Here is a 25055-nt window from a genome sequence, read left to right on the forward strand (position 1 = left end):
GCAACAACAAATTAACATTTAAGCCTACCTAAGCCGGTTCTGTTATGAGAAACTAAGAATGTTTGCGCAAACATTCTTGTATCGATCTCCGGACATCAGTGACCAACGTTTTGAATAATAAAATAAAATCGCAAAAAGGCCGTTCCCGTACGGCTACGCTCGAAGATGTCGCCCAGGCTGCCGGACTTTCTCCGATGACAGTCAGCCGCGCCTTAAACAATCCCAAAGTCGTTCGCCCTGCGACCATCGCGCGCGTGATGGAGGCCGTCAACAGCACCGGATACATTCCAAATATGCTGGCCGGTGGACTGGCGACCAGCCGCACCAAACTCATTGCCGTCGTCGTGCCGCAAATTAACAACAATATGTTTGTCGATACCGTTCAGGCGATCAGCGATCAGCTGGCGGCACGCGGTTACCACATGTTGTTGTGTATTGTCGGCTACGAGCCGGAAGACGAAACCGATATTGTTTCCACGCTGCTTTCCCGCCGCCCGGATGGCATCGTACTGACCGGTATTCATCACACATCAGAGCTTAAAAGAATCATTCTGAACGCCAATATCCCGGTAGTAGAGATTTGGGATCTGACGCCGACGCCGATTGATATGCTGATTGGCTTCTCGCACGAAAAAGTCGGCAATGCCATCGGTGAATACTTCGCCACCAAAGGATTTACGCGTTTTGGCTTTATCTGCGCCTCGGATCGCCGCGCAATGGTACGTAAAAACGGGGCGATCAGCGTATTGCGGGCGATCCCTGAGCACGACATTAAAGAAGTGATTGTGTCACGGCCGGCGAATATGGAAGTCGGACGCCATGCTCTGCGCCAGTTGCTCGACAGTGGTCACCGGTTCGACGCCATCATTTGCAGCTCCGACACCCTTGCCCAGGGCGCCATTATGGAAGCCGAAGCGCAGGGTTTACGCGTACCCGATGATTTCTCGGTGATCGGATTCGCAGACCTGAATTTTGCCGCACACAACCGCCCTGCCATCACGACCGTCAGCGTCGAAAAATGGGATCTGGGCATCCGCGCGGCGGACATGCTGGCGGATAAAATCGAAGGCATCACGGTTGAAGAACCTATTGTGGATATGGGTTACCGGCTTGTTATTCGGGAATCAGCCTGATGGGTTTGTCGAGTCTCCGTGCGAATGAGGGCATTTTGCAACTGCCCCGGCGTCTTTCCAAAACGTTGCCGGAAGACGTCGATATAAGCACTGACGTTGCTGTAACCACTTCTTAACGCCACCTCGCTGACCGGCAAGCCGGCAAGCACCCATTGCAATGAAGTGACCACTTTTGCCTGCTGTCTCCACTGGCTAAAACTGAGGCCGGTTTGTTGAGTAAACAAACGACTCAGGCTGCGAACGCTGAGCCCCCATTGTTGGGCAAGCTGAGTCTGGTCCAGCTCGCATGCCGGGTTTTTCAGTAATTGATTCGCGACATTACGCGCCCGGCGATCGACGGGCAACGTCAACTGAAGCGGCAAGTCAGGAGCTCCGGCAATTTCAAAGCCTAATAATTTGAGAAGATGGCTTTGATATTCCGCAGAGGATGAAAGATCACCTTCCCGGCACAGGCGTTCCAAAATCGCCATCACGAAGGCATCTGCCCCATAGACACCCGGATGAGCGGGAAACGGTGAGCAGGAAGCAGGTTCAAGGTAAAGGCTTTGACCTTTCACGCCTGCCGGAACCCAGGCCCTGTGGCTGACATCAGCGGGAAACCATCCCAGTGATCCCGGTGTGACAGTCCACTGTACTGACGTCGTTTCAATGACAAGAATGCCATGACTCAACCAGTACAGCTGACCGGATGCGTGTTTATGCCAGGGCGTCGAATGCAGACTGTCGTAGTCGAATCTTTCAATTTTCATCTTCTGGCCGGTTAACCGTATATCTTGTCCAGATACGGATAATACCCTCATCCGCTCTTCCCGTACTCTTTCTGCTCTCAAAATGGAGGAACCGATGAAAAAGACAACTCAGACAGTCATTGATGCACTGCAAAACGTGGTCTGCAGCCCTGAACACAGCGAGCATGAAATTGCCCTTTACTTTGATCCGGGCTATCAGCAGGTGGTCGATGGTCACCGGCTCGATTACCGCGAATTTATTCAGCATATGGCGCTGCTTAAATCACAGACCACACAAATAAAAGTCTCTGTTCTGTCCGCCGTCACGGAGGATCAGACGGTGTTTACACACCATCATGTCAACGCAGCAAAAATTCAGGGTGAACACTGTGAATTTGAAGTTTTTGCCCGCTTCACGTTGTCATCTGGAAAGATCATCCGCTGCGAAGAACTCACCCGGATGATTCGCGGCACATCAGGTGACCGCGATCTTGGGGGCAGACATTAACAGTCCCCCACTCTTAGCTTAGGGGTGGGGACCACCACCCAATAACCAGGCTTAATTGATACGTTTCCCTTCACTCGCTACCTGGTCTGGTGGTCAGGTCAGCGCGACCCTCACCTTTAGTCCAATAACGAGCGTGGCAAAAAACATGATGCAACCGGCGGTGATGAAAACACCTGTTACACCGCTGATACCAAAGAGTAATCCTCCCAACGCAGCACCCGCAGCAATTGAGGACTGAACGGCTGCGACGACCATGCCGCCAGCGGTTTCAGCCTGATCGGGAACCGAACGCGCTACCCAGTTTGACCACGCAACCGGTACGCCACCAAATGCCATCCCCCACAACGCGACGAAAAACATCAATCCCTCTTCCTCCAGTGGCAGCAAAATCATGCTTAATGCCGCGAAACCGACAAGTGCTGGCATGATTATCAGGGTAAGACGCAGGCTTCTCTCCATCAGCCACCCGGCCAGCAGCGTACCGATAAAATTAGCGATGCCAAATCCAAGCAGTATCAATGACAAACGATCCACATCGAGTTGGGCAATATTTTCAAGCGCCGGGCGAATATAGGTAAACAGCGCATACTGACCCGTATGGGCGATCACACACCCCGTCATTCCCATCGCAATGCCTGGGCGGCGGAGTAAATCCATGACAGATGCCGTTATCGTCATTCTACGCGGCGCCATTCCAGGAAGGGTAAACAGTTGAAAGATCAGTGTCAGCACGCCGAGTGCGGTTGCAGCGATAAAAGCACTACGCCAGCCATAAAGCCCACCTAAATAGCTCCCCAGCGGGATCGAAACCACAGTACCGACAGCAATACCGCTAAAAATAATGGAGAGAGCACGCGGAACGCTTTTAGCCGGGACCAGTCGCAACGCCACGGCAGCAGCCATACTCCAGAAACCTCCCAGCGCGATGCCCAGCAAAATGCGCATGACTAACAGAACAGCCAGACTGGATGAAAGTGCGACAAGCAGGTTGGAGGCAATCATCAGCACGGTAAAACCCAGCAAAACATTTCGGCGATCATAATTACGCGTCAGGCGGGGAACCATCAGACCCGCAAACAGGGCCACCACCGCCGTTACCGTTACAGACTGACCAGCCAGAGCTTCGGTCACACCGAGATCGGCGGCCATGGGTGTCAACAGGCTGGCAGGAAGATACTCCGCAGTCAGCAAGCCAAACACGCCCATCGTCAGTGAAATAACGGCCATCCATGCGGATTCTTTGGGTTCCGAGCTATTCAAACTCGCGGATACAGCTACAGTAGCTTCATTTCTCATAACACACTCTTCCTGGGAAAAAATCACAACACCAAGTCTAGAGTTGAGCAGCTGGACGATCTATGATGCCACATCCTGATTTTTTACCCAAAACGCCGGTTATGCCTGTGAATAAACATTTTGCCCTGTCATCCGAGCTCATCAGTGAACTGCTGCTGGAAATGCGCCTGCGTGGCGTGCAGTATCGCCGTTTACAGACTGGCTCTGAATTTGGCGTCGGTTTTAGCAACAGACCGGGACATGCCTATTTTCATTACATCGCTATGGGCACTGCTCTGCTTCGCACACACGACGGTACGTTGCACGAATTGAAAGCCGGAAGCTTGGTATTCATGCCGCAGGGTGAGGAGCATCAGCTTTTATCGGATGTCAGCTGTTCATTTCAACATATCGACACGTTAGGCTCTGCGCCTTTGGGCGAGGCCGTCAGCGGAATCAATACTTGTCCGAGTTCGCATCCGACACCCAGCACGGTTCTGTTTTATGGCTGTATGGAGTTCGATCTTGGTGGAATGCAGGGGCTTGGTAAACTGATGCCGCAAGCCATAGTGGTTGAGGCAAATGAACAGGTCTATCCGGGACTGGTTCCTATATTGGGCGCGATGAAATTTGAAATCTGTTCCGGACGCGCAGGATTTGCGGGCATTCTGGCACGCCTCGCAGAAGTGGCGGCCGCCATGATTGTGCGTGGATGGATCGAAAACGGCAGCGAGAACGCCGCTGGCCTGATCGCTGCGTTACGTGATCCCCGACTCGCCCGTGCTATTCTGGCCATTCATCGCGATACGAGTCGGGAGTGGTCTGTTGCAGAGCTCGCTGCACAGTCGCATGTGTCACGTTCTGTTTTTGCTGAACGCTTCAAATCAATCATCGGCATACCTCCCCAGCGCTATGCAAGGGAGGTGCGAATGCGCATCGCAAGTCACTGGATTATTCACGATAAGATCTCAATTGACACCGTTGCTCTTCGCCTCGGTTATGCCTCACAGGCAGCGTTTAGCAGAGCTTTTAAGCGCATCAATGGATATCCGCCGGGCGCTATGCGTCAGCGACCCGCGAGACAAAGGGGAATCGCATCAATCACCCATCCGGGCTCTGCCGTTTAAATGGATATACCCACGGGGGACCGTTCCATCCTATTAAGAAATGAGTTATCCGTATTTATGGGAACGTCGCCGAACCCCCGAATTCCAGATAGATTTTCGCCAGATTTTGGAACTGATTAAAGCGGTTTTCATCCAGTGATAGCTCCGCCTGGCGGCGCTTCTCCTGAGCATCAAGCCAAAATGAGACCGGCACAGCGCCCTGGCGATATCGTACTTCGTTCAGTCGCTCAGACTCCCTTGCCAGTTCAAGTCCTTCATGCAGCCTTTTTTCCTGCGCCAGTAACTGGTTACGCAGGGACAGCTCGTCTTCAATACTGCTCATCGCTTTATAAAGCGACTGCTTAAACTCCAGTAATCGCTGTTCGTAGTCGTTGCGGGCAATTTTTACATCCACGCCCTGTTGCCTCCACTCGAGAAACGGCAGTGTCAGGTTGGCGCCAACGGAACCGACAGGATTTTGCAGGAACGCCATCAGCGAGCTGCTGCTGGTACCCAGAGAACCGGTCAGACTGAAAGCGGGATAGAATTCGGTGCGCCTGATATCAACGGTGGCCAGAGCTTCACGCACCCGCCACTCTTTAGCACTGATATCGGGTCGGTGTCTCAGCACGCTGGCCGGAATGTTCGCATTAACCGCGGGCATTCTCCCTTTTGGCAACGTCATCGGTTCAGCCACGGGGCTGCCTGGCGCGGTACCCAGCAATACCGCCTGCTGATTCAACGCCTGCAAACGTTCACGCTGCAGCCCGGTGAGTCTGTTTTCCTGGGTCAGCAAGCTTTGCCGGGCATCAACCACATCAAGTGATGAAGCACCACCCGCGTGGTAGCGAGCCATCGCCAGGCGTAGCGTTTCTTTTGCATAACCGATGCTCTGCTGAAGGACGCTTATCTGTTGGTTAATAAAACCAATGCGCCAGTAGTTGTCACTGGCCTCTGAGAGCAAGGTCAGGCGTGCTGCACGCAGATCCTCTTCTGTGGCCTGACTTGCCCAAACCGCGGCATCTCGCTGCCGGGCCATTTTGCCCCACAGATCCAGTTCATAACTGGTATTCAGGGTGGCGGAACTGCCCTTTTCCCAGCCTGATGCGCCGGTAAGTGGTTTTCTGCTGTCCACGCCCAGGGTCCCTTTTAACCCCGGATCGCTTGCAATGCCCACTCTCTCGGCGTCAAGCCTTGCCCGGTACATCCTTAACACGGCTAAAGCCACGTCATTATTGCTTGCCATCACCTGGCGTAACCAGCTATCCAGCAGGGGGTCATTAAACGCGTTCCAGTCAAACGGTGCGGACTCCCCGTCGGCATCGTCGTGATACCAGCTGGCCGGATACTCTACGGCAGGCGCGTGATAGTCGCTTTTGAGTAAGTTTGCGCAGCCTGCGCTGAGCGTGGCGGCGAGGCATAAAGCCAAAGGTGATAATATTTTCATAGGTTACTCGCTGGCCAGTGAAGCGACCGGATCCATCCTTGCCGCCTTGCGGGCGGGGAGATAACCGAAGATCATGCCAATGATTGTTGAACAGACAAATGCGGCGGCAGCAGCCTGCCAGGAATAGATGGCGGTAAACATTCCGCCTGCCAGTGCGGTGAAAAGAGCGCCTGCGGCATACGACAGCGCGATGCCTAATGCCCCCCCTATCAGGCACACCAGGACGGCCTCAATCATAAATTGCTGCATGATATCGCTTCGACGCGCTCCCACCGCCATCCGCACGCCAATTTCATGGGTACGTTCGGTAACGGACACCAGCATGATGTTCATCACCCCAATACTGCCGATCATCAGTGAGATGCAGGCAACCATAAGAATCAAAATGCTGAAAGTCATCGAAGTACTTTCGATGGATTTTCTTATCTGTTCAAAATTATAAAGCTGGAAGTCTTTTACGCGGTGACGCTGGGTCAACAGCTGAGATATAGCACTGACAGCGGCCTCGTTAGCCACATTGTCCTTCAGCCGGACGCTGATGCTGGTCAGTACCGGTTTACCTGCCATTCGGTACATTACCGTACTGTAGGGCATCCACACGGTAATACGGTTGGGTGCATAACTACGGTTATTACTCTTAGCGATGCCCACAACGCGTGCTGGTACGGAACCGAGGAATACAATTTGTCCCAGCGCCTTTAACCCCGCCTCATCAAATAACGCTATGCGGGCATTTTCATCGATGATCACTTCCTGCAGGGCGTTACGATCGTCCCTGAACGTTGCCCCCTGCAAAATCTCGATGCCATTAACGCGGAAGTGATCTCGCCCAACGCCATTGATTGAGGCGGTTGCGGATTTTCCGCGAAAACGAATGGTGTCTGAGGCACTGACTTCCGGGCTTACGCTGTCAATAAACCCCTGCTTCGCCAGTGCTGCAGCATCTGCTGGCACCAGCGTACGAATGCTTTCGGCGCTGTCGTCGAAGAAATCGCTCCCGGGATAAATGCTCACTACGTTGGTGCCCAGATCTTTAATATTCTCCAGCGTCCGCTGCTTCGCCCCTTCACCGAGCGCCACCACCGTGACCACGGCAGCGATGCCGAAAATAATTCCGGTCATGGTTAAGGTTGTGCGTAAACGGTGTGCGTTCATCGCTTTCAGCGCCATTCCCAGCGATTCACGTGTACGATCGAGAAAACTTTGCCAACGACTTTGCCGGTTCCTGTTGGCAGGCGGCAGTTTTTCTGTCGCGGTCAGGCGGCTGCCGCTGTCTGAGATAATTTCGCCGTCGCGCAGTTCGATAATCCGCTGAGCATGTTGCGCCACCTTCATGTCGTGGGTCACTATCACCACGGTATGACCCCGCTGGTGAAGTTCGCTGAGGATGGCCAGCACTTCCTGCCCTGACTGTGAATCCAGCGCACCGGTCGGTTCGTCCGCCAGAATTATCTCTCCGCCATTAATCAGCGAGCGGGCAATACTGACACGCTGTTGCTGACCGCCGGAAAGTTCACCGGGTTTATGATGCTCCCGCCCTTCCAGCCCGAGCCTGCCCAGCAGTGCTGCGGCTCGCAGCCGACGCTGGTCACGCCCGCTGTTGGCGTAAATGGCAGGGATCTCAACATTGCCCAGTGCGCTGAGGTCTGGCATCAAATGATAGCGCTGGAAGATAAAGCCGATATGTTCCCGGCGTATTCTTGCAAGCTCATCCGGTGAAAGCTGGGCAGCATTTTGCCCGCCGATGTAATAATTCCCGCTGTCGGGGACATCAAGGCAACCCATGATGTTCATCAGGGTCGATTTACCCGACCCTGATGCGCCGATAATCGCCACCAGTTCACCTGCCGCGATCGTCAGACTCACCTCTTTGAGGACGGTAAGCGTCTGGCCACCATTACGGTAGGTACGGCTAATACCGTTAAGCTCAATAATATTGCTCACAGCACGAACCCATCCCCAGGTGCTTTTTCACCCGGCTGCGACAGCACCACCTTTTCCCCGACTTTCACGCCATCAAGGATCTCAATATCCACGCTGTTGGTTATTCCGGTTTTTACCTGTCGGGTTTCAAGCTTGCCGTTACTTGTCAAAACCTGCACCTGCTGCTTATTGCCATCTGCTTTATGCACCGCCTGAATGGGCACCAGAAGCGTATTTTTACCTTCACCGGCAAGCAGCGTGACCTGAGCAGTCATGGCAATTCGCAGCCGGTTTTCCGGATTGGGCACGTCCAGCAGCGCGTTGTAGTAGACGGACGCATTCGAGGTACCTGAGCCTGATGCCGAACTGCTGCTGGCAAGGGTGTCGTCTTTCATTACCGATTCCGGCGCCAGTTCAACGGTGCGCAGTATCGCGTCATACTCTTTGTCAGGTTCCGAGAAAATGGTGAAGCGCGCTTTTTGGCCGATGAAAATACGGGTGATATCGGCCTCAGAGATCTGCGCCTTAATGGTCATCACATCCAGTCGTGCAAGTTTGATAATTGTCGGTGCACTTTGGCTGGAGTTAACCGTCTGCCCTTGCTGGGTCACTACTGCGATAACGATGCCGTCCATCGGCGCGACGACACGTGTATAGCTCAGGTCGACCTTTTTCTTATCCACCTCGATCTGCGCCTGCACCAGACGCGCGTTAAGCGACAGTAGCTCCGCACGCGTGGTAGCCAGCGTGGCTTCTGCGGACTCAAAATCTTCACGTGAGCTGGCTTCTTGGTTAAGCATCTGCCGCTGCCGTTTGTAACGGAGTTCAGCCTGTTTTAAGAGCGCCTGCTTGGCTTGCAGATCGGCTTTGACCACGTTGAGTGCGGCTTCTGCGGTGCGCAAATCATTACGCTGCGGCACATCGTCAATGTCAGCTATCGGTTGCCCTTTAATGACCTGATCGCCAGGCTTAACTTTCAGCGATTTTACCTGGCCTGAGACCTGAGCACCGACGTTAACGCGCTCAATCGCATCGATTCGGCCGGTAGCCAGTACGGTATTTTCAATATCCCCTTTACGCACCGGAGCCGTGACATACTCCGGGACCGGCGCGCTGCGCAGGAAGAACAAGGAGACGATGATAAGAACAGTAAGCATCACCGCAGCAAAAATGGCGACGCGACGTGAAGGGAGTTTCATTAACATTGTGCGGGTTTTCCATAACATTAAAACGCAGCGATCTAAGATATCATTTTGCCCCCCTGAGTCTCTACGGGAGTTAAACACGGGGTTAGCGGCTATCCCCTTGCACAAAGTCGGAGATAGCACATTCCCGGATCCCTTTTTGGATTAAAGTGAACGGGTAGCCTCATTGGAGGTTGTCGTTAATCATCTTCACCCTCTCTTTGCCGGGGAATGGTTAACTTGTAGCTTATTTCAACTTCACTTTTGTCCCACAAATAGATATCACCCTAATTGAAACCCATTCCTATTTGTTAAAAATGTTAGCTAACATTCATAACAACAAATAACAGAAGCTTTCAATGCGGAATTAGATTGAACTAAATTCAGCCAATGGAATTATAAAGAAGACTTTGATAAACAATGCTATTCCTCTTCTCATCTGCAATAATCAGATAACAGTATATCCTATTGATTATTATGACTTTTAATTCAAATTAATCCTGTTGAGATCATTAAGATATTTCCCACCTCATAGTTCATGTGGAATTTATTCATTTATTTTAAATGTAGCGGTGATATTATCGGCTTGTACCCAAAAATAATAATAATTAACCCAAACTTAACATCAGGTATGTGAGAGTCGTAATTCTATGCTCCTTCAAAAAAAAACAACCCGTCGCAAGTTTTTACTTGGGTCGCTGATGGCTTTGCCTGTCGGGACCATCATGATGAAAGGGCTGTCAGCGGCACAAGCTGCGGAAATGGCTGCCCCGGATTTGCTCGATTATAAACCGATATTTTTCAGCGCCGATGAGTGGCAATTTATTATGGCCGCCGCTGACCGTCTGATCCCTGCTGGCGGCAAAGGTAAAGCGCCGGGCGCACTCGAAACCAACGTGCCGATTTTTATCGATCAGCAAATGCACGGTGATTTCGGTGAAGAAATTTACATGCAGGGCCCGTTCAACGTACATGCACCGGCGACGATGGGATATCAGATCCCGTTCCGTCCGCAGCAAATCTACAAAACCGGCATTCGTATCGCGAACAGCTGGTGTCAGCAAAATCATCAGAAAGCCTTCCATGAGCTTAACGATCAGGACAAAGACAACGTACTGACGCAGCTTCAGAAAAACGGCATTAAGTTTGCGGACGCAGGCGAAGAGAATCTCGTCGCTTCGCAATTCTTCAGCGAACTGCTTTCAGACACCAAACACGGTTATCTGGCAGATCCGATCTACGGCGGAAACAAAGGGATGAAGGCGTGGATCGCCATCGGATTCCCCGGCGCTCGCGCCAGTTTCACCGAGTGGGTTAAGCAGCACAACGTCCCGTATCCGCTGGGGCCAGTGAGCCTGCAAGGCGCGCGTGCCTGATTGCGGCGCCCTAATTCCCCTTTTCTGATGACTGACAGGATTTAAGATGGCAAAAGTAACTAAACCAGAAGTCGACGTCGTTGTTGTCGGCCTAGGCTGGGCTGGCTCGCTGATGAGTATCGAGCTGGCAATGGCAGGCCTGACCGTTCGCGCCCTCGAACGCGGCGGCGATCGCGGCTACGAAGAATTTGCATACCCGAAACCGGCGGACGAATACGCCTACGCGGTGCGTAACAAAGTCATGGCGACGCCGGCTGAAGCCGCGGTCACCGTGCGTTACAACATGAGTGAAACCGCCCTGCCGACCCGTAAATGGGGCGCGTTTGCGCCGGGTACCGGCGTCGGTGGTTCTGGTCTGCACTGGACGGCGGTTCTGATCCGCCCGACGCCGACCGATTTAAAACTCAAAACCTACGCCGACGAAGCCTACAAGCCGGGCATCCTGCAGGAAGATATGCGGATCATGGACTTCCCGTTCACGTGGGACGAAATCGAGCCGTATTACACTAAATTTGAGCATATCTGTGGCCAGTCCGGTAAAACCGGTAACCTGCGCGGTCAGATTATGGAAGGCGGTGACCCGTTCGAAGGCCCGCGCTCCGAGCCTTACCCGCTGCCAGCGCTGGAAGATACACTCAACAGCAGCATGTTTGCTGAAGTCACCAAAAAAATGGGCTATCACCCGTTCCCGAACCCGTCGGCCTGCGTATCCCGCGCGTGGACCAACCCTTACGGCAACCAGATTGCGCCGTGTAACTACTGCGGTTATTGCAGTAAATATCCGTGCCTGAACTACTCGAAAGCTTCACCGCAAACCGCCGTGATGGACGCACTGAAACGCATGGATAACTTCTCTTATGAAGTCCACGCCAACGTGCTGAAAGTCGAATTGCACGATGATAAGAAAACCGCCAAAGGCGTGATCTACATGGATGCAGACGGCAACGAATGCTTCCAGCCGGCAAAAATCGTGGTGCTGAGCAGCTTCCAGTTCTGTAACGTGCGCCTGATGCTGCTGTCCGGGATCGGCAAACCATACAACCCGATCACTGAAGAAGGCGTGATTGGCCGTAACTACGCGTTCCTGAGTAACGGCGGCTCGACGCTGTTCTTCAAAGAAAAAAACTTCAACCCGTTCGCCACCGCAGGCGCTACCGGCCAGATGTTCAACGACATCTCTCCGGGCAACTTCGACGGCCCTTCTTTAGGTTTCATCGGCGGCGCGAAAATCCACAGTTCTCAGGCCACCGGCACGCCAATCAGCACCTCGCTGCCAAAAGGCACGCCTGCGTGGGGCACCGGCTGGAAAGAAGGGATGGAAGAATGGTACGGCCATTCGATGAAAATCAGCATCACGACAACCTGCCAGTCTTACCGCGACATTTATCTGGATCTCGATCCGAACTACAAAGACGAATACGGCTATCCGCTGCTGCGCATGACCTTCGACTGGAAACAGAACGAACTCAAATTGCAGCAATACCTGAAAGGCATCGTCGGCAATATCACCAAAGAGCTGAACCCGGACAGCTACAGCGAAAGCTTCCTGCCGATGGACGCGCATTTTGACCTGACCAAGTACGTTTCCACGCATAACGTGGGCGGCGCGGTGATGGGCGATAACCCGAAAACCTCGGCGCTGAACAAGTTCCTGCAAAGCTGGGATGTGCATAACGTGTTTGTGCCGGGCGGTAATGCGTTCCCGCAAAACTTCCAGGCCAACCCGACGGACACCATCGGCGCGATCACCCTGATGGCGGCGCAGGCGATTAAAGATCAGTACCTGAAAAACCCTGGTCCACTGGTTCAGGCATAAGCGGAGATGAACAGGATGAAACTCAAAAGTTTATTTATCGCTAATGCTCTGCTGCTGGGAGCAGGTTTTATGGCGAATGCGCAGGCGGATACCAATACAAAATCCGATAACGCAGCGCTGATCAAACAGGGCGAATATGTGGCGCGTCTGGGCGACTGCGGCGCGTGTCATACAGTCGCGGGCAAACCGGCGTTTTCCGGTGGACTGGCGATCAACTCTAATCTGGGCACCATTTATTCCACCAACATTACGCCAGATAAAGACCACGGCATTGGCGGTTATACCGAAGCACAGTTCTCTGATGCGGTGCGTAAAGGCGTTCTGCCTGACGGCACCCGTTTGTATCCGGCGATGCCTTATCCGGATTACGCCAAAATCAACGATGAAGATATGCACGCGCTTTACGTTTACTTTATGCAGGGCGTAAAACCGAGCGCGGAACAGCCACCGGAAACGGATCTGAGTTTCCCGTTCAGTCAGCGCTGGGGGATGCGTTTCTGGAACTGGGCGTTTGCCTCGGATAAGCCTTTCAAGCCAATCGGGGGGGCTTCTGAGCAGGTAAACCGCGGCGCGTATCTGGTGGAAAGTCTCGGTCACTGCGGCAGTTGCCATACTCCGCGCGGTTTCGGTATGAACGAGAAAGCGCTGGACAGCAGCGACTCTGATTTCCTGGCGGGCGGCAGCCTGAATAACTGGGACGTCCCTTCCCTGCGCGGCGTCGCGCACTGGAATGAACAGGAGATCGTCGATTATCTGGGCAAAGGGCGTAATGACAAAGCGGCGGTTGGCGGCGAAATGACGTCTGTGGTGGAAAACAGTACTGCCCACATGACCGATGACGACCTGAAAGCCATCGCGGCCTACATCAAATTCCTGGGCGGCAATCCGCCGGTTCCGGCAGAGGACACGCAGAAAGCCAGCGCGACCGAAGCCAAACTGACAGCGGCGAAAAATCTCAGCGAAGGCGAGCGTTTGTATCTGGATAACTGCGGTGCATGTCACTTCGTGACAGGTAAAGGCGCACCGGGCGTGTTCCCGCAGCTGGATCAGGCAACGATTGTGAATGCCAAAGATCCGACCGGATTAATTCACACCATTTTGGCGGGCGCACAGCAACCGTCCACCGCGCGCGCACCGTCTACGCTGGTGATGCCGGGCTTTGCTAAACGTCTGACGGACGAAGAAGCGGCACAACTGTCGACCTTTATCCGTCAGGGCTGGAGCAACAATGCTCCGGCAGTGACCGCAAAAGATGTCAGCGAAGTCAGAAAAACCCTGACGAAGTAATCACTTTTGCAGGCTACAACGGCTTTCCTCGCGGAAGGCCGTTTTTTTATACGCGATCAGGCGGCTGGCGTTTCATGCAAATGACGCCACAGAATTTTCCCTTCTGCATCCACCACAAACAACACCGTCGAATAACGCAGCGTTTCCGGCTGGCCGGGCAACTGCTGGCGTTCCTGATACGCAACGACCGCGCCTTTTTCACTTTCAGCAATCAGCACCGGCTTTTCGACCTCAATCTTCAGCCCGCTTTTCGCGCCCCGCTGCGCCCTGAAAAAAGCACATAACGCCGGATGATCCAGCCGGTGGCCGGTGATAGTTACCATCGAATAGGCCGGACTAAACCGCGCCAGCAGTTCATCACAAACCTGCTCAGGCGCGGCGGAGTCTGTAAACCAGCGCTGAATTAACACATGCGCATCAAACACTTCTTTCACAAAACGATTCATCTTCTTTCCTTTTGAAGTTCCTGCTGATGCAGTTCCTGCACAATTTCCCGGCCCGGCAACCGCAGACACAGCATGACCGGAACAATAACGCTGGCGGCGGCAAAAATGAACGCCAGCCTGAACGCAGATTGCGGGAGGTAAATCTGCAAAATATTGAGCATCACGCTGACCAGCGTCACGCCGAGGCAAAAGCTCAGCTGGCGGTTGATGTTCCACACCGCGCTGGCATCGGCCAGTTTCTCCGTCTGAATATGTAAAAACGCGCCACTTTGCGCCGTGCTGCTGCACAAACTGCTGCCCGCACCCATCAGCGTGAACGCGGCGATCGCCAGCCACGGTGCTGCGGGAAACACACTGAGCAGCGCCAGCAAGCCAATACCTGCGCCGTGTATCAGACAGCCGGGAATAAACAGCGCCCGCGGCCCGAGCCGGTTAAACATTTTGCCGGTAAAACTGATGGCAGCAAGCGACGCCAGCGACCAGGGCAACATCAGCCCTCCCGACTGCGTTGCCGAGAAATGATGTTCATTTTGCAGATACAGCATCGCGATCAGGCTGACGCCGGTAAACACGCCGGGAACCCACTGATAAACCAGCATGCCGGTGCGCAGCAGCGGATCTTTCATCAACGTCAGATCCAGTAAAGGCTCAGGCTGTTTTCGGGAGACGCTAACAAACATCGCCATCAGCCCTGCGCCCGCCAGCAAAAATGCGCTGCCGCTCAGCCATTCACTGCTTTCACCCAGCGACGTCAGCCCCCATAACACCAGCGTCAGCCCGCCGTTAAGCAGCGCAAATCCCTTCACATCAAACCGCTCCGCCGGTTCCCGCGCCGTTTGTGGCAGCCAGCGCAGTGCCAGAACCCAGGCCAGCAGCGCCAGAGGCAGACTGGCAATAAACACCCAGCGCCAGCTGAAACTGTCCACGATAATGCCGCCGATGGCCGGAGAAAGCGCCGGTGCCATCAGCCCGACCAGCATGATCACCGCCGAAAGTCTGGCACGTTCGTGGCTGCGGTACAGCGCGTACGTCAGCGTCTGCCCGAGCGGGATCAATAATCCGCCGCCCAGCCCCTGCACAATACGCCAGGCAATCAGCGTGGTCAGATTTCCGGCGCTTGCTGCGCCAACAGAGGCAAGCATAAAAATCGTCAGTGAAAGGATGAAAATCCGGCGCGCCCCGAAACGTGCGGCCAGCCAGCGACTGAGCGGGATAACCAGCGTCAGCCCGAGAATATATCCGGTACTGACCCACGCCAGCGCGCTGACCGGTGCATCAAACTGACGTGCGATGCCGGGATACGCCACGTTAGCGATAAACATGTTGATCAGATCAACGAAAAAACCGAGCAAATACACCGCGGCAACCCGCGCTCTGTGACTCATCTGCACTCATCCACAATCAGTTAAGGCGTGCAATCTAACGAAGATATTGTCCGGGATAAACGGGCGCGGCGCAGTTACACTGTCAAAGATATTTTGACAATCAGGACGCAGGAAATGCTGAATTTACAGCGGCTGGAGATTTTCGTCGCGGTGGTTAACGCAGGCAGTTTTACTGGCGCGGCGGCTTCGCTCGGGCTGACCAAAGCGGTGGTCAGTTTCAACATAAAGCAGCTTGAGAGTGAAACCGGCGTCGCATTGCTGACCCGCAGCACACGACGACTGGCACTGACTGAATCGGGCGAACGCTTTTATCAGCGCTGTCAGGATTTATTGCAGGAAGCCGAATCGGTACTGGATGACGTGCGCCGGGAACACGGCGGTCTGAGCGGACAACTGCGGATCACCAGTACGCCGGAATACGGTGCACGCGTGGTGGTTCCGGCGCTGGCGGCGTTCTCTGCACTGCATCCGCAATTACGCATTCAGCACGTTGCGTCCTCGAATCACGATGACCTGATTTCCGGACGCTTCGATCTGGCGATCCGCCTCGGTCAGTTAGCCGATTCCAGTCACCACGCCGCCACGCTGGGGAGTTTTGAAATCCTGCCGGTAGCCTCTGCGGCATATTTGCAACAATCAGGAAGTATTCAAACACCGGAGCAGCTGGCCCAGGCTTCATGGATTGCGCACAGCCGTTTGCCGCTGCCAATGAGCTGGCCGGTAACCCGTACCCGTGGGGAGCAAATTCCGTTTCGTGTTTCTTCGCCTCCGGCCGTGACCGCCGACAGCGCGTCGGCGTTGTTAGCTTTTGCGCTGGCTGGCACAGGCGTCGCCCTGCTGCCCGACTGGCTGGTGCAACCGGAAATCGATGCACAGCGTTTATGCCATTTGCTGCCCGATCACCGATTCCCGACACAGGGCATTTTCGCGCTCTATCCCAACACCCGCCATGTCCCTGAAAAGGTGCGGCGGTTTATTGATTTTTTGCAAAAACAGATGGCGGAGTTTCCTGCTCAGTCTAAGATTTACTTCAGCTAACAGAAGGAAAACGCTGACTATGATCCTCGAAACATCGCGGTTGTTGCTCCGGCCTGTCGAGGCTGATGACATCGGTTCATTTTTTGCTATTTACGGCGATCCGCAAACTAATCTGTTTAATCCGCGCGGTCCGCTCAAAGACATGGCGGCAGCGAAGGAAAAACTTAGCGGCTGGTTACAGGAATGGCCGGAACACGGTTTCGGCCATTGGGCGATAACGTTGAGTCATAAGCCGGATGAGATTATCGGCTTCGGTGGGCTGGGAGTTCGCGAAGGCTACGAAAATCACCGGGTATTTCTCGGCTATCGCTTTGCGACCATCGCGTGGGGAAAAGGGCTGGCAACGGAGTTTGCCAGCGCATCGTTGAACGCAGGTTTCGAGAAACTGCATGTTGAGCGGATCTCAGCCACCGTGCGCGAAAATCATCTGGCTTCGCAGCGTGTGCTGGAGAAAATCGGCATGCAAAAAGTCGGTTTTGAAGGTGATCCGGTACATGGCACCGGCAGTTACCTTTACCGGCAGACGGATCACCGCATAACCCGCTGACCCCATTAAGAGTCATGGTGCGCGCACGCTATTTTAGAGGATAATCGCGGGTATACGATTCACTATTCAGGAAATCCGCGAATGACACAACACCTCGCACCAGAAGACTATTACACTGAAAAGTACGGTCTTACCCGTACCCATTCTGAAATTCTCAACGCAGCAAATTACGTGCAGCCGGGCAAAGCGCTGGATCTAGGGTGTGGCAGCGGACGTAACTCGCTGTATCTCAACCTGAAAGGCTTTGATGTCACCGGCTGGGACAACAATGCGATGAGCGTCGCAAAAGTGCATGACATTATTGCCGCAGAATCCCTGCAAAATATTCATATAAGCGAGCAGGATCTGAACACGCATCGTTTCAGCGGTGAATATGATTTTATCTTTTCAACGGTAGTGATGATGTTTCTGCAACGCGACAGCATCCCGCATATTATTCAGGACATGCACGCTGCGACGAAAACCGGAGGCTACAACCTGATTGTCGCCGCGATGGACAGCCCGGATTTCCCGTGCCCGTTGCCCTTCCCGTTCACCTTCCAGCCTGAAGAACTGCGCGAGTATTACCGTGGCTGGGAAATCGTGAAGTACAACGAAGACGTCGGCGAGTTGCATAAACGCGACGAAAACGGTAACCGCTATAAGCTGCGCTTTGCGACGCTGCTGGCGAAAAAGATTTGATGTGAAAATAAGCTGGCGGGAACGCCGCCAGCCCTGTAAATCTGCCGAAGCCGGATGCTAGTGTTTTATCATCACATGCCGGATTGCCGTGTAATCTTCCAGTCCGTACATCGACATATCTTTGCCGTAGCCGGATTGCTTTTGTCCGCCGTGCGGCATTTCGCTGACCAGCATGAAATGCGTATTCACCCAGGTACAACCGTATTGCAGACGGGCGCTGAGGCGATGGGCGCGACCGATGTTTTGCGTCCAGACCGACGAAGCCAGCCCGTAATTCGATTCATTTGCCCAGTCGAGAACCTGCTCTTCGGTGTCGAATTCGGTGATGCTGACCACCGGCCCGAACACTTCTCGCTGCACGATTTCATCTTCCTGACGCGCTCCCGCCAGCACGGTAGGCTGGAAATAATAGCCTTCGCCGCGCACGCGTTCGCCGCCGGTGACAACCTGAATATGCGCCTGCTGTTTTGCGCGTTGCACGAAACCTTCCACCCGTTCTAAATGCGCAGCCGATACCAGCGGCCCCATTTCTGCGCTTTCATCTGTCCCAAGTTTGATCGTAGAAACCGCTTCGCCCAGCGCGTTGACCAGCCGCGAATAAACCCCTTTTTGCACATAGAGTCGACAGGCCGCGGTGCAGTCTTGTCCGGCGTTGTAGAAACCGAACGTGCGCACGCCTTCCACCACCTGATCGATATCCGCGTCATCAAACACGATCACCGGCGCTTTGCCACCGAGTTCCATATGCGTGCGTTTGATGCCGCTGGTGGCCTGCGCAACAATTTGCTCGCCGGTTGCGACCGAGCCGGTCAGGGAAATCATCCGCACTTTATCGTGATGCGTCAGCGCGTTACCCACCCTCTGACCGTCGCCAAACAACACATTCAGCACACCCGCCGGGAACAAATCCTGCGCCAGTTCTCCCAGCTTCAGCGCCGTCAGCGGCGTGATTTCAGAAGGTTTGATCACCACACAGTTGCCCGCCGCCAGCGCCGGAGCAATTTTCCAGGCAGCCATCATCAGCGGATAATTCCACGGCGCGATAGAGGCAATAACTCCCAGCGGATCACGGCGGATCATGGAAGTATGACCGGTCAGATACTCGCCGCTGGCCAGTCCGTTCAGGCAACGGCTGGCACCGGCAAAGTAACGAAACACATCAGCTACCGCAGGGATCTCATCGCCCAGCGCCAGATGAAAAGGTTTGCCGCAGTTCAGCGATTCGAGTTTCGCGAGGGCTTCAGCATTTTCTTCAATGCGATCGGCCAGCGCCAGTAACAACTCAGCACGGGTTTTCGGCGTGGTTTGCCCCCATTCGGTAAAAGCTTTGTGCGCCAGATCGACAGCCTGTTTGGTCTGCTGCTCGCTGGCCTGCGCCAGTCGCACTATTTCCTGCCCGTTATGCGGGTTGTAAACCGGCAACGATGTCCCTTCTCCGGCAACCAGCTCACCATTAATCAGCATGTTTGTTTGCATTATTTTTTCCTTATTATTTGCCGTCACCGGCCACATCAGACCCGTTTCTTGTCAGATACCATGCGCCCAAAATCGGGATCATGGTCAGTACCATCAGGCACAGCGCCACCACATTGGTGACCGGCACTTCGCGCGGACGTCCCAGCTGATTGAGCAGCCAGATAGGCAGCGTGCGCTCGTGTCCGGCGGTGAAGGTAGTGACGATGATTTCATCGAAAGACAGCGCAAACGCCAGCATTCCGCCCGCCAGCAGCGCGGTGCTCAGGTTGGGTAAAATGATGTAGCGGAAGGTCTGCCAGCCGTCGGCGCCTAAATCCATCGATGCCTCAATCAGGCTGTGGGTGATGCGACGGAAACGGGCGATGACGTTGTTATAAATAATCACCATGCAGAACGTGGCATGACCGATAACGATGGTCAGCATGCCCGGTTCGATTTGTGCGGCGTGAAACGCGTTGAGCAGTGCCAGCCCGGTGATGATCCCCGGCAAGGCAATCGGCAGCATGAACAGCAAGGTGATACTGTTTTTGCCGTAGAAATTGCGCCGGTACAGCGCCGCTGCTGCCAGCGTGCCCAGCACCATCGCAATCACCGTGGCGTAACAGGCGATTTGCACCGAGAGCCAGACGGCGTCGAGAATGTCATGTCTCCCCGCCGCCACCGCGAACCAGTGCAGCGTGAAACCTTTTGGCGGAAAACTGAAGGCTGCGTCTTCGGTGTTAAAGGCGTAAACCGCGATGATCAGCAGCGGGAAATGCAGGAAAACCAGCCCGCCCCATGCGGACAGTTTGAGTAACCAGGGTGCGCGTTTAGAGTGCATCGAAAGCTCCCAGTCGTTTAACCATCGACAGATAAACAGCAATCAGCACAATCGGCACCAGCGTGAACGCCGCCGCCATCGGCATATTGCCAATCGACCCCTGCTGGGAATACACCATATTGCCGATGTAATACCCCGGCGGCCCCACCAGTTGCGGGATGATGTAATCGCCGAGCGTCAGGGAGAAGGTGAAAATCGAACCCGCGGCAATACCCGGCACCGCCAGCGGGAAGATGACATAGCGCAACGTCTGCCAGGGTTTCGCGCCCAGATCTTCGGATGCCTGGATCAGGGACGGCGGGAGACGTTCAAGCGCTGCCTGGATCGGCAAAATCATAAACGGCAGCCAGATGTACACGAACACCCAGAAGCGCCCGATCCCCGACGTTGACAGCGTATTGCCGCCGATACCCGGCAGACTCAGCATCGCGGTCAGCAGCGGTTCCAGCCCGAGATGTTCTAGGAACCATTGCAGTACGCCACCTTTGGAAAGCAGCAGCGTCCACGCATAGGCTTTGACGATGTAACTCGCCCACATTGGCAACATGATCGCGACATAGAAGAAAGCTTTTTTCTTGCCCGTAATGTAGCGCGCCATGTAATAAGCAATCGGAAACGCCAGCACCGCGCTGAAAAACGACACCAGCAGCGCCATGCTCACCGTGCGGATAATGATGTCGGCGTTAACCGGATCAAACAGCGCGCGCAGATTCGCCGTGGTCAGCGTCGAAGACACCGTCATGGTGAAATCGTCGAAGGTATACAAACCCTGCCACAGCAGCGCAAACAACGAACCTAAATAGATGGCACCGAACCACAACAGCGGCGGAACCAGCAGCAGCGCCAGATAAAATCCGGGGCGATGATGCAGGAAAGTGATCAGCGCCCGGCCACGCCGCGCCCGCTTCTCGTAAGGAGTCATACTGATATCCATCGTTTAACCCTCAAGCAGCGCCACCATGGCGTCCCGGTTCCAGCACGCCACCACCGGTTGCCCGGTCTGGAAGTGGGTTTGCAGGCTGGCCGCCAGATTATTCGGTTCACTGACAAACAGCCGCTCACCGCCATCCAGCGCCAGTTCGTAGCGCGTCGCCGCCCCCTGAAAATGGATATCTTTCAGGATGGCGCTGACCTGCACGATATTGCTGTCGGCTTGCGGTTGCGGCGTCAGGCGGATATGTTCCGGACGAATCGAACGGCTGCCGGCAAGGCCGGTGAGCCTGAGGGAGAGATCGGAGTTGAGCACATTGGCGGTACCGACAAACTGCGCAACAAACGCCGTACGCGGACTGAGATACAGCTCGCGCGGTGAATCCACCTGCTCGATGCGCCCGTTGTTAAACACCGCCACGCGGTCTGACATCGACAGCGCTTCACTCTGATCATGCGTGACGAAAATGAAGGTAATGCCCAGTTCGCGTTGCAGTTTTTTCAGCTCGCCCTGCATCTGCTCTCGCAGTTTGAGATCGAGCGCGCCGAGCGGTTCATCGAGCAGCAGAACGCTGGGCTGATTGACCAGCGCACGCGCCAGAGCCACGCGCTGACGCTGACCGCCCGACAAAAACGCCGGTTTGCGCGCCGCAGTAAAACCGAGCGCCACCCGTTCCAGCGCTTCCATCGCGCGGATATTGCGTTCTTTTTTGCCCACGCCTTTCACCATCAGGCCATACGCAACGTTCTCCAGCACGGTCATGTGCGGAAACAGCGCGTAATCCTGAAAGACGGTATTCACATCCCGCTCATAAGGCGCGAGTTTTGTGGCCTCTTTGCCATGAATGCGGATGGAACCGGATGACAGCGTTTCAAACCCGGCAATCAGGCGCAGGCAGGTGGTTTTACCCGAACCCGAAGGCCCAAGCATGGAAAAGAATTCGCCGTCCTGAATATCGATCGACACATTATCGACGGCTTTGGTTTCCCCGAATATTCGGGAAACATTAATAAATTGTACGGCGGGCATAGTTAGCTCCCGGGGTTTCATTTTTGAAAAAACCAATTCCACTGGAATACGCAAAAATCATTTGAGTCGCAGGAAGGCGGCAAACTCACGAATCCCGATGAGCTGACACAGGTCAGTGATTCGGGTGAGAGAGTGCAGCCAACGCATCTGCGGCGCAAAGGATGCCGCGTATTAACGGCCGCCCATAATGGCGATATAGTCCTGTGTCCATTTACTGTATGGAACGAACTTGCCGCCTTCGGACTGTGGCGTTTTCCAGAATGAAATCGACGCGAATTTATCGAAGCCGTTGGTCTGACAGCCTTCTGCGCCTAACAACGGGCTGGCTTTACAACCCGCCGGAACCGCAGGCACAGAACCAAACCAGGCGGCGACGTCGCCCTGCACTTTCGGTTCAAGCGACCAGTTCATCCACTGATAGGCGCAGTTCGGATGTTCGGAATCCGCCGCCAGCATGGTGGTATCCGCCCAGCCGGTAACGCCTTCTTTCGGAAACACGGTGGCAATCGGCTGCTTCTCGCCTTTCAGTGAGTTGGCCTGATACGGCCATGAGGAACTGGCGACCACACCTTCGTTTTTGAAATCGCTCATCTGCACGGAGGCGTCGTGCCAGTAACGGTGGATCAGCGGATGCTGGGCGCGCAGCAGTTTCAGCACGGCCTGATACTGGGTTTCATTGAGCTGATACGGGTCTTCAATTTTGAGATCTGGCTGGGTACTTTTCAGGTACAGGGCGGCATCGGCAATGGCGATCGGACCGTCATAGGCCTGAACGCGTCCCTGATTCGGTTTGCCATCTGGCAGATTTTGCGGGACAAAAATCACCGCCCAGCTGTCCGGCGGTGTCGGGAATGTTTTGGTGTTGTACATCAGCAGGTTCGGCCCCCACTGGTATGGCGTGCCGTAAACTTTGCCGCCAACGTTAAACCATGCGCCTTTGGTCAGGCGCGGATCGACGTTTTTCCAGTTAGGGATCAGCGCAGGGTTGATCGGCTGCACGCGTTTACCGTAAATCAGACGCAGCGATGCGTCGCCGGACGCCGTCACCAGGTCATAGCCGCCCTTCGCCATCAGGCTGACCATTTCATCGGACGTCGCCGCGGTTTTCACATTCACTTTGCAGCTGGTTTGTTTTTCGAACTGCGTCACCCAGTCATAGTTTTTGTCACTTTCGCCGCGCTCGATATACCCCGGCCACGCAACAATATTTAACTGGCCTTCGCCTTTGCCAATACTGGTGGGTGCGTCGGCGGCCAGCGCGCTATTTAAGAAACTCAGCAGGCCCAAACAAATAGCAGATAAAGCGTAAACACCTTTGTTCTTATTCATCGCTTACTCCTGTCCTGTCGTCGTAAATGTTGTTTTTAGAATTGAGGTTTGAACTTCGCCATGATGTGTCTGACTACGCTGTAGTCCTGTAAGGAATAACTGGAAAGATCGTTGCCGTAGCCGGAGCGTTTCAGTCCGCCGTGCGGCATTTCACTGACCAGGGAAAAGTGGGTGTTAATCCACGTGGTGCCATATTGCAGATGCGAGGAAATCTGCATGGCGAGGTCGATATTTTGTGTCCAGACTGAGGAAGCCAGTCCGTATTCAGATTCGTTGGCCCAGCTGACGACCTGCTCAAGCGAGTCAAAACGCGTCACGCTGACCACCGGCCCGAACACTTCGCGCTGGACGATTTCATCACTTTGCAGACAGCCCGCCAGCAGCGTCGGCTGGTAATAAAAACCGGAACCGGAATGGGATGCCGCGCCGGTAATCCGCTCGATATGCGGCTGACTCAGCGCCCGCTCGACAAAGCTGGATACGCGGTCACGCTGTCTGGCACTGATGAGCGGTCCCATAAAGTTTTCGCTGTCATTCTTTTTGGCGAACGGCAACTGAGCAATGGCGTCGCCCAGTTTTTCCACCAGACGTTCGTAGATCCCGGCCTGCGCATAAACGCGGCAGGCGGAGGTGCAATCCTGTCCGGCGTTGTAGTAGCCCCAGGTGCTGACGGCGTGGACCACATCGTCAATATCCGCGTCATTACACACAATTACCGGCGCTTTACCGCCCAGCTCAAGATGGGTGCGTTTTACGGTTTTGACCGCCGCCTGCAAAATCCTCTGACCGGTGACGATATCGCCGGTCAGGGAGATCAAACGAACGTGAGAATGGCTGACCAGTGCGTTGCCGACGCTTTCTCCGCTGCCGGTGATCACGTTGAGCACGCCCGGCGGCAGGATGTCCTGCAAAGCAGGCAGTAAGGCAAGAATGGTCAGGGGAGTATGTTCGGAAGGCTTGAAAACGACGGTGTTTCCGGCGGCCAGCGCCGGTGCGATTTTCCACGCTGACATCATCAGCGGATAATTCCACGGGGCGATAGAAGCGACAACGCCAAGCGGGTCACGGCGCACCATGGAGGTATGACCGGGCAGGTATTCTCCGGCCAATTGCCCCTGCTGACACCGGACAGCACCGGCGAAAAAACGGAAGACATCCACGGCGGCTGGCAGATCGTCATTCAGCGCCTGATGCAGCGGTTTGCCGCAGTTTAAGGCTTCAAGACGCGCCAGCTGCGGCGCCTGCTTTTCGATAGCATCGGCAATGCGTAAAAGGAGAGTGGCGCGTTCGGCAGGCGTGGTACGTGACCAGCGGGCAAATGCCTGACTGGCGGCGTTAACGGCCATATCGACCTGCGCCAGTGACGTTTCCGCCACTTCTGCAATGATGTCGCCAGTCGCAGGATTAAAAATACTCTGCGTTGCGCCCTCGCCATGCAGAAGGTCGCCGTTGATCGCGTGTTTATCAGAGAAACTGGCAACAAATTCTGCATCCGACATCGTACTGCCCCTCAGAGAAGTCAGTCATAGGGAATTAACAAAAATGTTATTAGCTAGTAACAAAACTGCTAATTCACATTAGGTAATTTCT

The 25055-nt window shown here is 54.5% G+C and carries 22 protein-coding genes; 9 read left to right on the forward strand and 13 right to left on the reverse strand.

Translation table 11 applies throughout. The annotated features are described in order from the left end of the window. Positions 1 to 98: 98 nt before the first annotated feature. Entirely contained in the window at positions 99 to 1133 is a 1035-nt protein-coding gene (locus ACM615_RS05485) for a LacI family DNA-binding transcriptional regulator (RefSeq protein ID WP_112289608.1), read from the forward strand. Here the strand turns inward: ACM615_RS05485 and ACM615_RS05490 are convergent. Continuing rightward, positions 1103 to 1882: an AraC family transcriptional regulator gene (locus tag ACM615_RS05490; RefSeq protein ID WP_129639548.1), complete on the reverse strand. Its 780-nt coding sequence runs from the start codon at positions 1880 to 1882 to the stop codon at positions 1103 to 1105. The two genes, ACM615_RS05485 and ACM615_RS05490, sit on opposite strands and share 31 nt — an antisense overlap. A gap of 94 nt (positions 1883 to 1976) precedes the next feature. Between ACM615_RS05490 and ACM615_RS05495 the strand changes: the two genes are divergently transcribed. Then, a complete protein-coding gene (locus ACM615_RS05495) occupies positions 1977 to 2369 on the forward strand; it encodes a nuclear transport factor 2 family protein (RefSeq protein WP_113876520.1) in 393 nt (130 codons plus the stop codon). A gap of 93 nt (positions 2370 to 2462) precedes the next feature. Here the strand turns inward: ACM615_RS05495 and ACM615_RS05500 are convergent, their stop codons facing one another. After that, positions 2463 to 3665, reverse strand: coding sequence for an MFS transporter (locus tag ACM615_RS05500; RefSeq protein WP_129639549.1), 1203 nt, complete (start codon positions 3663 to 3665; stop codon positions 2463 to 2465). Positions 3666 to 3727: 62 nt separating this feature from the next. Between ACM615_RS05500 and ACM615_RS05505 the strand changes: the two genes are divergently transcribed. Then, complete coding sequence (locus ACM615_RS05505; RefSeq protein ID WP_129639550.1) at positions 3728 to 4771, forward strand: AraC family transcriptional regulator; 1044 nt, start codon at positions 3728 to 3730, stop codon at positions 4769 to 4771. 55 nt (positions 4772 to 4826) lie between these two features. On the opposite strand, the gene ACM615_RS05510 is transcribed toward ACM615_RS05505, so the two are convergent. From ACM615_RS05510 to ACM615_RS05520, 3 genes are read right to left on the reverse strand one after another with little or no spacing between them, the layout of a single operon-like run. After that, a complete protein-coding gene (locus tag ACM615_RS05510; protein ID WP_113876523.1) occupies positions 4827 to 6197 on the reverse strand; it encodes an efflux transporter outer membrane subunit in 1371 nt (456 codons plus the stop codon). Positions 6198 to 6200: 3 nt separating this feature from the next. After that, complete coding sequence (locus tag ACM615_RS05515; protein WP_129639551.1) at positions 6201 to 8141, reverse strand: MacB family efflux pump subunit; 1941 nt, start codon at positions 8139 to 8141, stop codon at positions 6201 to 6203. Next, positions 8138 to 9325 (reverse strand): efflux RND transporter periplasmic adaptor subunit, encoded by a 1188-nt coding sequence (locus ACM615_RS05520; RefSeq protein WP_129639552.1) that lies wholly within the window; start codon positions 9323 to 9325, stop codon positions 8138 to 8140. The genes ACM615_RS05515 and ACM615_RS05520 overlap by 4 nt, the downstream gene beginning before the upstream one ends. Before the next feature lie 629 nt (positions 9326 to 9954). Here ACM615_RS05520 and ACM615_RS05525 point away from each other — a divergent pair. Genes ACM615_RS05525 through ACM615_RS05535 form a run of 3 tightly spaced genes read left to right on the forward strand, consistent with a single transcriptional unit; the run spans position 9955 to position 13783 of the window. After that, entirely contained in the window at positions 9955 to 10680 is a 726-nt protein-coding gene (locus tag ACM615_RS05525; RefSeq protein WP_120163306.1) for a gluconate 2-dehydrogenase subunit 3 family protein, read from the forward strand. Positions 10681 to 10726: 46 nt separating this feature from the next. Next, complete coding sequence (locus ACM615_RS05530) at positions 10727 to 12496, forward strand: GMC family oxidoreductase (RefSeq protein WP_129639553.1); 1770 nt, start codon at positions 10727 to 10729, stop codon at positions 12494 to 12496. Between the two features lie 15 nt (positions 12497 to 12511). Then, on the forward strand, positions 12512 to 13783 hold the full coding sequence (locus ACM615_RS05535; RefSeq protein WP_420849425.1) for a c-type cytochrome: 1272 nt from the start codon (positions 12512 to 12514) through the stop codon (positions 13781 to 13783). Between the two features lie 56 nt (positions 13784 to 13839). Here ACM615_RS05535 and ACM615_RS05540 read toward each other — a convergent pair whose 3' ends face one another. Beyond that, positions 13840 to 14229, reverse strand: a complete 390-nt coding sequence (locus ACM615_RS05540) for a DUF4440 domain-containing protein (protein ID WP_112289594.1) — start codon at positions 14227 to 14229, stop codon at positions 13840 to 13842. After that, positions 14226 to 15614, reverse strand: coding sequence for an MFS transporter (locus ACM615_RS05545; RefSeq protein ID WP_129639555.1), 1389 nt, complete (start codon positions 15612 to 15614; stop codon positions 14226 to 14228). Before ACM615_RS05545 ends, ACM615_RS05540 begins: the two co-directional genes overlap by 4 nt. A 114-nt stretch (positions 15615 to 15728) precedes the next feature. Here ACM615_RS05545 and ACM615_RS05550 point away from each other — a divergent pair, with 114 nt between their 5' ends. The 3 genes from ACM615_RS05550 to tehB all read left to right on the forward strand — a co-directional run bounded on the left by ACM615_RS05550 (position 15729) and on the right by tehB (position 17880). Beyond that, positions 15729 to 16652, forward strand: coding sequence for a LysR family transcriptional regulator (locus tag ACM615_RS05550; protein WP_129639556.1), 924 nt, complete (start codon positions 15729 to 15731; stop codon positions 16650 to 16652). Positions 16653 to 16671: 19 nt separating this feature from the next. Continuing rightward, a complete protein-coding gene (locus ACM615_RS05555; RefSeq protein ID WP_129639557.1) occupies positions 16672 to 17199 on the forward strand; it encodes a GNAT family N-acetyltransferase in 528 nt (175 codons plus the stop codon). A gap of 81 nt (positions 17200 to 17280) precedes the next feature. Beyond that, on the forward strand, positions 17281 to 17880 hold the full coding sequence (gene tehB, locus ACM615_RS05560) for a tellurite resistance methyltransferase TehB (RefSeq protein ID WP_129639558.1): 600 nt from the start codon (positions 17281 to 17283) through the stop codon (positions 17878 to 17880). Positions 17881 to 17937: 57 nt separating this feature from the next. Here the strand turns inward: tehB and ACM615_RS05565 are convergent, their stop codons facing one another. The 6 genes from ACM615_RS05565 to ACM615_RS05590 all read right to left on the reverse strand — a co-directional run bounded on the left by ACM615_RS05565 (position 17938) and on the right by ACM615_RS05590 (position 24964). After that, on the reverse strand, positions 17938 to 19356 hold the full coding sequence (locus ACM615_RS05565; RefSeq protein ID WP_129639559.1) for a gamma-aminobutyraldehyde dehydrogenase: 1419 nt from the start codon (positions 19354 to 19356) through the stop codon (positions 17938 to 17940). Positions 19357 to 19369: 13 nt separating this feature from the next. Next, positions 19370 to 20176 carry an ABC transporter permease gene (locus ACM615_RS05570; protein WP_129639560.1) on the reverse strand — a complete coding sequence of 269 codons (807 nt, stop codon included), beginning with the start codon at positions 20174 to 20176 and terminating at the stop codon, positions 19370 to 19372. Continuing rightward, positions 20166 to 21098, reverse strand: coding sequence for an ABC transporter permease (locus ACM615_RS05575; RefSeq protein ID WP_113876645.1), 933 nt, complete (start codon positions 21096 to 21098; stop codon positions 20166 to 20168). The genes ACM615_RS05570 and ACM615_RS05575 overlap by 11 nt, the downstream gene beginning before the upstream one ends. A gap of 15 nt (positions 21099 to 21113) precedes the next feature. Continuing rightward, complete coding sequence (locus tag ACM615_RS05580) at positions 21114 to 22136, reverse strand: ABC transporter ATP-binding protein (RefSeq protein WP_431011588.1); 1023 nt, start codon at positions 22134 to 22136, stop codon at positions 21114 to 21116. A gap of 171 nt (positions 22137 to 22307) precedes the next feature. After that, positions 22308 to 23465 (reverse strand): putative ABC transporter substrate-binding protein YdcS, encoded by a 1158-nt coding sequence (gene ydcS / locus ACM615_RS05585; protein WP_113876534.1) that lies wholly within the window; start codon positions 23463 to 23465, stop codon positions 22308 to 22310. A gap of 35 nt (positions 23466 to 23500) precedes the next feature. Further along, positions 23501 to 24964 carry a gamma-aminobutyraldehyde dehydrogenase gene (locus tag ACM615_RS05590; RefSeq protein WP_129639562.1) on the reverse strand — a complete coding sequence of 488 codons (1464 nt, stop codon included), beginning with the start codon at positions 24962 to 24964 and terminating at the stop codon, positions 23501 to 23503. Between the last annotated feature and the right edge of the window lie 91 nt (positions 24965 to 25055).

Source organism: Rahnella sp. PAMC25617 (assembly GCF_050606005.1).
Taxonomy (GTDB): Bacteria; Pseudomonadota; Gammaproteobacteria; order Enterobacterales; family Enterobacteriaceae; genus Rahnella; species Rahnella variigena.

Excerpts from the sequence above, each read along its gene's own strand:
- ACM615_RS05520 (WP_129639552.1), bottom strand. The coding sequence starts at position 9,325 with ATGTTAATGAAACTCCCTTCACGTCGCGTCGCCATTTTTGCTGCGGTG.
- ACM615_RS05525 (WP_120163306.1), top strand. The coding sequence starts at position 9,955 with ATGCTCCTTCAAAAAAAAACAACCCGTCGCAAGTTTTTACTTGGGTCG.
- ACM615_RS05555 (WP_129639557.1), top strand. The coding sequence starts at position 16,672 with ATGATCCTCGAAACATCGCGGTTGTTGCTCCGGCCTGTCGAGGCTGAT.
- ACM615_RS05550 (WP_129639556.1), top strand. The coding sequence starts at position 15,729 with ATGCTGAATTTACAGCGGCTGGAGATTTTCGTCGCGGTGGTTAACGCA.
- ACM615_RS05505 (WP_129639550.1), top strand. The coding sequence starts at position 3,728 with ATGATGCCACATCCTGATTTTTTACCCAAAACGCCGGTTATGCCTGTG.
- ACM615_RS05565 (WP_129639559.1), bottom strand. The coding sequence starts at position 19,356 with ATGCAAACAAACATGCTGATTAATGGTGAGCTGGTTGCCGGAGAAGGG.
- ACM615_RS05545 (WP_129639555.1), bottom strand. The coding sequence starts at position 15,614 with ATGAGTCACAGAGCGCGGGTTGCCGCGGTGTATTTGCTCGGTTTTTTC.
- ACM615_RS05500 (WP_129639549.1), bottom strand. The coding sequence starts at position 3,665 with ATGAGAAATGAAGCTACTGTAGCTGTATCCGCGAGTTTGAATAGCTCG.
- ACM615_RS05540 (WP_112289594.1), bottom strand. The coding sequence starts at position 14,229 with ATGAATCGTTTTGTGAAAGAAGTGTTTGATGCGCATGTGTTAATTCAG.
- ACM615_RS05490 (WP_129639548.1), bottom strand. The coding sequence starts at position 1,882 with ATGAAAATTGAAAGATTCGACTACGACAGTCTGCATTCGACGCCCTGG.
- ACM615_RS05530 (WP_129639553.1), top strand. The coding sequence starts at position 10,727 with ATGGCAAAAGTAACTAAACCAGAAGTCGACGTCGTTGTTGTCGGCCTA.
- ACM615_RS05575 (WP_113876645.1), bottom strand. The coding sequence starts at position 21,098 with ATGACTCCTTACGAGAAGCGGGCGCGGCGTGGCCGGGCGCTGATCACT.
- ACM615_RS05495 (WP_113876520.1), top strand. The coding sequence starts at position 1,977 with ATGAAAAAGACAACTCAGACAGTCATTGATGCACTGCAAAACGTGGTC.
- ACM615_RS05535 (WP_420849425.1), top strand. The coding sequence starts at position 12,512 with ATGAAACTCAAAAGTTTATTTATCGCTAATGCTCTGCTGCTGGGAGCA.
- tehB (WP_129639558.1), top strand. The coding sequence starts at position 17,281 with ATGACACAACACCTCGCACCAGAAGACTATTACACTGAAAAGTACGGT.
- ACM615_RS05590 (WP_129639562.1), bottom strand. The coding sequence starts at position 24,964 with ATGTCGGATGCAGAATTTGTTGCCAGTTTCTCTGATAAACACGCGATC.
- ACM615_RS05580 (WP_431011588.1), bottom strand. The coding sequence starts at position 22,136 with ATGCCCGCCGTACAATTTATTAATGTTTCCCGAATATTCGGGGAAACC.
- ACM615_RS05510 (WP_113876523.1), bottom strand. The coding sequence starts at position 6,197 with ATGAAAATATTATCACCTTTGGCTTTATGCCTCGCCGCCACGCTCAGC.
- ydcS (WP_113876534.1), bottom strand. The coding sequence starts at position 23,465 with ATGAATAAGAACAAAGGTGTTTACGCTTTATCTGCTATTTGTTTGGGC.
- ACM615_RS05570 (WP_129639560.1), bottom strand. The coding sequence starts at position 20,176 with ATGCACTCTAAACGCGCACCCTGGTTACTCAAACTGTCCGCATGGGGC.